At 61.5% G+C, this 6,474-nt stretch carries 7 protein-coding genes; 4 read left to right on the plus strand and 3 right to left on the minus strand.

What is annotated here, in order from left to right:
- Nucleotides 1-34 precede the first annotated feature (34 nt).
- Nucleotides 35-1,381: a class II 3-deoxy-7-phosphoheptulonate synthase gene (locus KGA81_RS29230; protein WP_223551043.1), complete on the plus strand. Its 1,347-nt coding sequence runs from the start codon at nt 35-37 to the stop codon at nt 1,379-1,381.
- Between the two features lie 131 nt (nt 1,382-1,512).
- On the opposite strand, the gene KGA81_RS29235 is transcribed toward KGA81_RS29230, so the two are convergent.
- Together KGA81_RS29235 and KGA81_RS29240 are read right to left on the minus strand one after the other, a co-directional pair.
- Nucleotides 1,513-2,742, minus strand: a complete 1,230-nt coding sequence (locus tag KGA81_RS29235) for a winged helix-turn-helix domain-containing protein (RefSeq protein ID WP_223551045.1) — start codon at nt 2,740-2,742, stop codon at nt 1,513-1,515.
- An 80-nt stretch (nt 2,743-2,822) separates the two neighbouring features.
- Nucleotides 2,823-3,038: a DUF1127 domain-containing protein gene (locus tag KGA81_RS29240; RefSeq protein WP_108219636.1), complete on the minus strand. Its 216-nt coding sequence runs from the start codon at nt 3,036-3,038 to the stop codon at nt 2,823-2,825.
- Between the two features lie 95 nt (nt 3,039-3,133).
- Here KGA81_RS29240 and KGA81_RS29245 point away from each other — a divergent pair, with 95 nt between their 5' ends.
- Nucleotides 3,134-3,988, plus strand: a complete 855-nt coding sequence (locus KGA81_RS29245) for a LysR substrate-binding domain-containing protein (protein ID WP_223551048.1) — start codon at nt 3,134-3,136, stop codon at nt 3,986-3,988.
- Here KGA81_RS29245 and KGA81_RS29250 read toward each other — a convergent pair.
- Nucleotides 3,978-4,712, minus strand: coding sequence for a sulfite exporter TauE/SafE family protein (locus KGA81_RS29250; protein WP_223551056.1), 735 nt, complete (start codon nt 4,710-4,712; stop codon nt 3,978-3,980). The genes KGA81_RS29245 and KGA81_RS29250 overlap by 11 nt on opposite strands.
- 126 nt (nt 4,713-4,838) lie before the next feature.
- Between KGA81_RS29250 and KGA81_RS29255 the strand changes: the two genes are divergently transcribed.
- Both KGA81_RS29255 and KGA81_RS29260 read left to right on the plus strand, forming a co-directional pair.
- Complete coding sequence (locus KGA81_RS29255; RefSeq protein WP_223551050.1) at nt 4,839-5,795, plus strand: LysR family transcriptional regulator; 957 nt, start codon at nt 4,839-4,841, stop codon at nt 5,793-5,795.
- Nucleotides 5,796-5,862: 67 nt separating this feature from the next.
- Nucleotides 5,863-6,324, plus strand: a complete 462-nt coding sequence (locus KGA81_RS29260; protein ID WP_223551052.1) for a MarR family winged helix-turn-helix transcriptional regulator — start codon at nt 5,863-5,865, stop codon at nt 6,322-6,324.
- Nucleotides 6,325-6,474 lie beyond the last annotated feature (150 nt).

Consider the following 6,474-nt stretch of genomic DNA (forward strand, 5'->3'; position numbering starts at 1 on the left):
CATGGAGGTCCGAGCGAAAACACTAGAGACCGTGATGAGCCAACCCTGGAGCCCTGACAGCTGGCGCGCCCTGCCGATCCAGCAACAACCCCGATACCCCGACGCCGCGCACTTGCAGCAGGTCGAACAGACTCTGGCCAGCTATCCCCCACTGGTGTTTGCCGGTGAAGCCCGGGAGTTGCGCCGTCAGTTTGCCGAAGTCACCCAGGGCCGCGCGTTTCTGTTGCAGGGTGGCGACTGCGCCGAAAGCTTCGCCGAATTCTCCGCGGCGAAAATCCGCGACACCTTCAAGGTGTTGTTGCAGATGGCGATCGTGATGACTTTTGCCGCCGGCTGCCCGGTGGTCAAGGTCGGACGCATGGCCGGTCAGTTCGCCAAGCCCCGCTCGGCCAACGACGAAACCATCGACGGCGTGACCCTGCCCGCCTACCGTGGCGACATAGTCAACGGCATCGGTTTCGACGAAAAAAGCCGCGTGCCGGACCCGGAGCGCCTGTTGCAGTCCTATCACCAGTCCACGGCCACCTTGAATCTGTTGCGCGCATTCGCCCAGGGCGGTTTTGCCGATCTGCATCAGGTGCACAAATGGAACCTGGACTTCATTGCCAACTCGGCACTGGCGGAAAAGTACAGCCACCTGGCCGACCGCATTGATGAAACCCTGGCGTTCATGCGCGCCTGCGGCATGGACAGTTCGCCGCAGCTGCGCGAAACCAGCTTCTTCACCGCCCACGAAGCGCTGCTGCTGAACTACGAAGAAGCCTTCGTGCGTCGCGACAGCCTGACCAACGATTACTACGACTGCTCGGCCCACATGCTGTGGATCGGCGACCGTACGCGCCAGCTTGACGGCGCCCACGTCGAATTCCTGCGCGGGGTGAACAACCCGATCGGGGTCAAGGTCGGCCCGAGCATGAACCCCGACGACCTGATTCGCTTGATCGACGTACTCAACCCGGACAACGACCCGGGTCGCCTGAACCTGATCGCGCGGATGGGCGCGAACAAGGTCGGCGACCACTTGCCGCAGCTGATCCGCGCCGTCCAGCGTGAAGGCAAGCAGGTGCTGTGGAGTTGCGACCCGATGCACGGCAATACGATCAAGGCCAGCAGCGGCTACAAGACCCGCGACTTCGCGCAGATCCTTGGCGAGGTGAAGCAGTTCTTCCAGGTGCACGAAGCCGAAGGCAGTTATGCCGGCGGTATCCATATCGAAATGACCGGGCAAAACGTCACCGAATGCATCGGTGGTGCGCGGCCGATTACCGAGGATGGTTTATCGGATCGCTACCACACCCATTGCGACCCGCGGATGAATGCAGATCAGTCGCTGGAGCTGGCGTTTTTGATTGCCGAGACTCTGAAGCAGGTTCGGCGGTGAGTCAGTAACCTCTTTGTTGCCTGACACTCCCCCTTCGCGGGCAAGCCCGCTCCTACAGGATTCGCGCCGTACACAAAATCCGTGATCGGCACGAATCTTGTAGGAGCGGGCTTGCCCGCGAAGAGGCCAGCTCAGTCACCGCCTACTTGTGTGAATGCCACCCTCAACCTTGCCGCACTCGCCCGCGGGCAATTCAACTGAACCTGCGCCAGCCCCAGCCAATCCGCCATCTGCCGCAGATTGACCGCCAACGCCAGCATCCCCTCCTCGTCCAGCCCCACCTCCTCTTCATGCACCGCATGCACTGCCAAACAGCTCGCCACCCGTTCCGCGCGCAGGTCCACCCGTGCGGCAATCCGTTCGTTGTGCAAAAACGGCAGGACGTAATAGCCATAAACGCGCTTGTCCTGTGGCGTGTAGATCTCCAGCCGATAACGAAAATCAAACAGCCGCTCAGTCCGGTTGCGCTCCCAGACCAGCGAATCGAACGGTGAGAGCAATGCACTGGCCGCGACTTTGCGCGGCACTTTTGGCTCGGGCAGACAATAGGCCGGTTGCCGCCAGCCCTCGACTTCACAGGTCAGCAATTCACCGGCCTCGACCAACTCGGCCAAACGTGGGCGACTGTCCGCAGGGTTCAAGCGGAAATAGTCGCGCAAGTCCTTCTCCGTACCGACACCCAAGGCCGTTGCCGCATGCCGCAACAGGCCGCGCTGGGCTTCGTCTTCGCCCAGAATGGGTTGTGCAAGCACCGCCGAGGGAATCACCCGCTCCGGCAGATCGTAGAGCCTTTCGAAGCCGCGCCGTCCGGCAACGGTCACTTCACCGGCCGCGAACAACCATTCCAGCGCATGCTTTTCCGCGCTCCAGTCCCACCAGGGACCGGCCCGCTCCTGACGGGTCGACAGGCTCCCGGCGCCCAACGCCCCCTGCTGCTCAACCGACGCCAGCACCCGGCGAATGGTGTCTTGTTGTTCGCGACCAAAACGCGCCAGCTGCTGATAAATGTCTTCGCCACGGCTCGCACGCTGCATGCGCCAACGCAGCAACGGGTACATGGAAAGTGGCAATAACGAGGCTTCATGGCCCCAGTACTCGAACAGCGTACGGCGCCGGCCCTGACTCCAGGCAGCCTGGTCGAGTAAACCGGAAGAATAGTTGCCGAGGCGGGAAAACAGCGGAAGGTAGTGCGAACGCACCAACGCATTGACCGAGTCGATCTGCAAAATGCCCAGCCGTTCGATCAGGCGATTGAGCGCAGCAGCCTTGATCGCCGCTGGCGGCTGCCGCCCATTGAACCCTTGGGCGGCCAGCGCCAGACGCCGAGCCTGTTTGAGAGTAAAGGACAATGTTGCGGGCATGGGCGTCTCCTTGTCTGCTCGCAACCTACCTCACCGGTAAGGGGTTTGTGTAGCGTGGCACTCATCATTTATTGATCGGATCATTTATGCATCGGATCATTCCAGAACGGTTTGATCGACTCGTTCTCCACATCCGCACGGCTCATGCCGATGTCCTTGAGTGCTTCGTCGCTCAAGCTCGCCAGCATTTCGCGCTCGCGATGCAGTTCGTACCAGCGGCTGACCTTGTGCAGCAGATCGGATATCACGTGAATCGAGTGCTTTTCTGCACCGTGAAACTCATGTTGACCTTTCATCTTGTTGCCCTCCGTTTGGATGGCTCCAGTCTCGCGCCGGGTCTAAGATCAATCCAACGAATGTTTCTGATGTCACATATCTCGGAGATTGATGGATGTCTGCCTACCCGAGTATCGATACCGAAGTGTTGCGTACCTTCGTCGCCATCGCCGATCAGGGCGGCTTTACCCGCGCCGGTGAAATGGTCAACCGTACCCAGTCAGCCGTCAGCATGCAGATGAAACGACTGGAGGAAGATGTGCTGCAGCGCCAGTTGTTCCAGCGCGACGGGCGGCAGGTGCGACTGACGGCCGAAGGCCAGGTGTTGCTCGGCTATGCGCGACGGATCCTCAAGCTGCATAGCGAAGTGTTCAACACCCTGCGCGAACCCGACATGGTCGGCACTGTGCGCATCGGCACGCCGGACGATTATGTGATGCGGTTCCTCCCGGGAGTTCTGCGCCGATTTGCCCAGTCCTACCCGCTGATTCAGATCGAAGTGCACTGCGAATCATCCAAACAACTGCTGATGCGCCAGGACCTGGACCTGTCCATCGTGACCCGCGAACCGGGCAGCGAAATCGGCCAACTGTTGCGCAAGGAACGTTTTGTCTGGGCCGAAGCGCAATGCTACAGCGCCCATGAACAGACGCCGTTGCCGCTGGCGATGTTCAACAGTGATTGCTTCTGCCGTCTGTGGGCCTGCAATGCCCTGGATGCCCGCGGGCGCGATTACCGGGTGGCGTACAACAGCGACAGCCTGTCGGCGATCATGGCCGTGGTGAGCGCCGGCCTGGCCATCACCGCACAACTTGAAAGCCTGATTACCGCGGACATGCGCATCCTCGGTGAGGCCGAGGACCTGCCGCTGCTGCCCGAGGCCAGCATCATGCTCGTGCGCAACCTGCATAATCCGTCACCCATCACCGAGTGCCTGGCCGAGCACATTGTCGAAGGTTTCAAACCTTGAAGGCGAGCATCACCGCACAGAACACCAGGAACCCGCAAAACAGCCCGCGCAGCAACCGCTCCGGCAATGCGTGGGCAACCTTCACGCCCCAACTGATGCTCATCAGCCCGCCGACCGCCAAGGGCAAGCCGATCACCCAACTGACCTGATGGTGCACGGCGTAAGTCACCAGCGTCACCCCCGTACTCGGCAGGGCCAGCGCCAACGACAACCCCTGCGCAACCACCTGGCTGGTGCCGAACAGACTGGTCAGCACCGGTGTCGCCACCACCGCGCCACCCACGCCGAACAACCCGCCCATCGTGCCGGATGCAGCGCCAAGCACGCCCAGCCAGGGCCATGAATAGTTCATCTGCGAAACCGGCGCAGCACTGGCAGCGAACATGCGAACGAGGTTGTACGCCGACAGTGCGACCAGAAACGCGACAAAACCTATGCGCATGGTTTGCGCGTCAATGCCCACCGCCCAGATCGACCCGAGCCAGGCGAAGCAGAACCCCATGATGGCCAGCGGTAGCGCGTGGCGCAGTTCGATCCGGTTGCGCTGATGATAGCGCCACAGCGCCAGCATCACGTTCGGCACCACCATCACCAGCGCGGTGCCTTGGGCAATCTGCTGATCGAGCCCGAACAGCACGCCCAGCAGCGGAATGGCGATCAGGCCGCCGCCGATGCCAAACAAACCGCCGAGCGTGCCCAAGGCAGCGCCGAACGCCAGATACATCAAGAACTCGATCACCGCATTTTCCCCGTTGCCGTCAGACCTTTGATCCTACGCAGTTGCTTCTGGCGCGGAAACGCACAGCATCGCACAATGGCTGTGCCAAATTCGCACAAGCGCATACCTGCCATGAACCCCAATCAACTGACCGATCAACTGGCCTTGTTCCTCGATGTGCTGGAAACCGGCAGTTTTTCCGCCGCCTCGCGCCGTCATCCGCTGACCCCTTCGGCCGTCGCACGGCGTATCGACAGCCTGGAAAGCGCGGTCGGCAGTCAATTGTTCCTGCGCAGCACGCATGCAGTACGCGCCACCCCGGCGGGATTGGCCTTTGCCGAGCGAGCACGGCGGATCGTCGCCGAGTTGCGCCTGGCCCGGGCCGAGGCGGTGTCCCTGAGCAGCGTGCCGGAAGGTCTGATTCGTATCGATGCGCCAGCAGCCTTCGGGCGCCGGCATCTGGCACCGGTGATTGCCGATTTCCTCATGCTCTACCCCGGGCTCGATGTGCAACTGCACCTGATCGACAGTTTCGTCGACATGCAGGGCCAGAACCTCGGCAAGGTCGATCTGGTGCTGCGCGCCGGCCAATTGGCCGACACCCGACTGGTGGCCACACCCCTGGCGAGCATCGTGCGCATCGCCTGCGCCAGCCCTGATTATTTACGGCGTCGCGGCGTACCGACCGACCCGTCACAACTGATCGAACACGACGGACTCGATTGGGATGGCCTGGCCCCGCTGTTCGCCTGGCGCTTCGAGCGAGATGGGCAAATGCAGCTGCACCGGCCGGCGCGGGTCCGCATGAGCGCCAACAATGCCGAGGCTCTGGTCTGCGGCGCGCTGGCGGGGCTCGGTATTGCGCACCTGCCAACCTGGCTGGCCAGCGAGTATCTGTTGCGCGGTGAGTTGCTGCCGCTGTTCTGTGAAAGCGGCCTGCCGAAACCTGAAAGCGCGGGCATCTATGCCTTGCGCCTGGAACAACAACCCAACTCCCGCAGTCGCTTGTTGCTGGAGTACCTGAAAACCCGCTTCAGCCCGGTTCCACCCTGGGATCTGCTGCTGCAAACCCATTTGCAACAGCACTGATCAAATTTATCTGGCGCATTAAAGATTCGCCCGCTAGATTCTTAAGATCACAGATCAAGGCTTCGACATGACCACCGAGCGCAACACCCCGGACAACTGCGACAACCTGCTGCTTGACAATCAGGCCTGCTTCGCCCTGCATTCCACTTCGCTGATGATGACCAAGGTCTACAAACCCTTGCTGCAAACGCTGGGCCTGACCTACCCGCAATACCTGGCGATGATGGTGTTGTGGGAACGGGACGGTTTGACCGTAGGTGAAATCAGCACGCGGTTGCTGACCGATCCAGGCTCGTTGACCCCGCTGCTCAAGCGTCTGGAAGCCGAAGGCCTGCTCAGCCGAACCCGCAGCCGCGAGGACGAGCGGGTGGTGATTGTTGAACTCACCGAACAGGGTCGGGCCTTGCGCGACAAGGCCCGGAATATCCCCCAGTGCATCCTCGGCGCCAGCGGGATGACACTGGAGCGCCTGCAAAACCTGCAAGCGGAGCTGCAAGAGTTGCGTCGCCACCTGCAAGACAGCCTGTAGTTTCCAACTCACCACAAATCCCTTGATTGGGTGGAGGCAACGGGCTTGCGCCCGTTACCCCTCCCACACCACCGGACGTGCGGTTTTCCGCATCCGGCGGTTGAACAGCTCAGCAAGGGGCTGAGGCGAAGTCCTGCGGCGTCCACAGTC

It is taken from the genome of Pseudomonas sp. A-B-19 (genome assembly GCF_019947515.1).
In the GTDB taxonomy this organism is placed as follows: Bacteria; Pseudomonadota; Gammaproteobacteria; order Pseudomonadales; family Pseudomonadaceae; genus Aquipseudomonas.

Coding starts and splice junctions, on each gene's coding strand:
- KGA81_RS29260 (WP_223551052.1), top strand. CDS start 5,863: ATGACCACCGAGCGCAACACCCCGGACAACTGCGACAACCTGCTGCTT.
- KGA81_RS29235 (WP_223551045.1), bottom strand. CDS start 2,742: ATGCCCGCAACATTGTCCTTTACTCTCAAACAGGCTCGGCGTCTGGCG.
- KGA81_RS29230 (WP_223551043.1), top strand. CDS start 35: ATGAGCCAACCCTGGAGCCCTGACAGCTGGCGCGCCCTGCCGATCCAG.
- KGA81_RS29240 (WP_108219636.1), bottom strand. CDS start 3,038: ATGAAAGGTCAACATGAGTTTCACGGTGCAGAAAAGCACTCGATTCAC.
- KGA81_RS29245 (WP_223551048.1), top strand. CDS start 3,134: ATGTCTGCCTACCCGAGTATCGATACCGAAGTGTTGCGTACCTTCGTC.
- KGA81_RS29255 (WP_223551050.1), top strand. CDS start 4,839: ATGAACCCCAATCAACTGACCGATCAACTGGCCTTGTTCCTCGATGTG.
- KGA81_RS29250 (WP_223551056.1), bottom strand. CDS start 4,712: ATGTATCTGGCGTTCGGCGCTGCCTTGGGCACGCTCGGCGGTTTGTTT.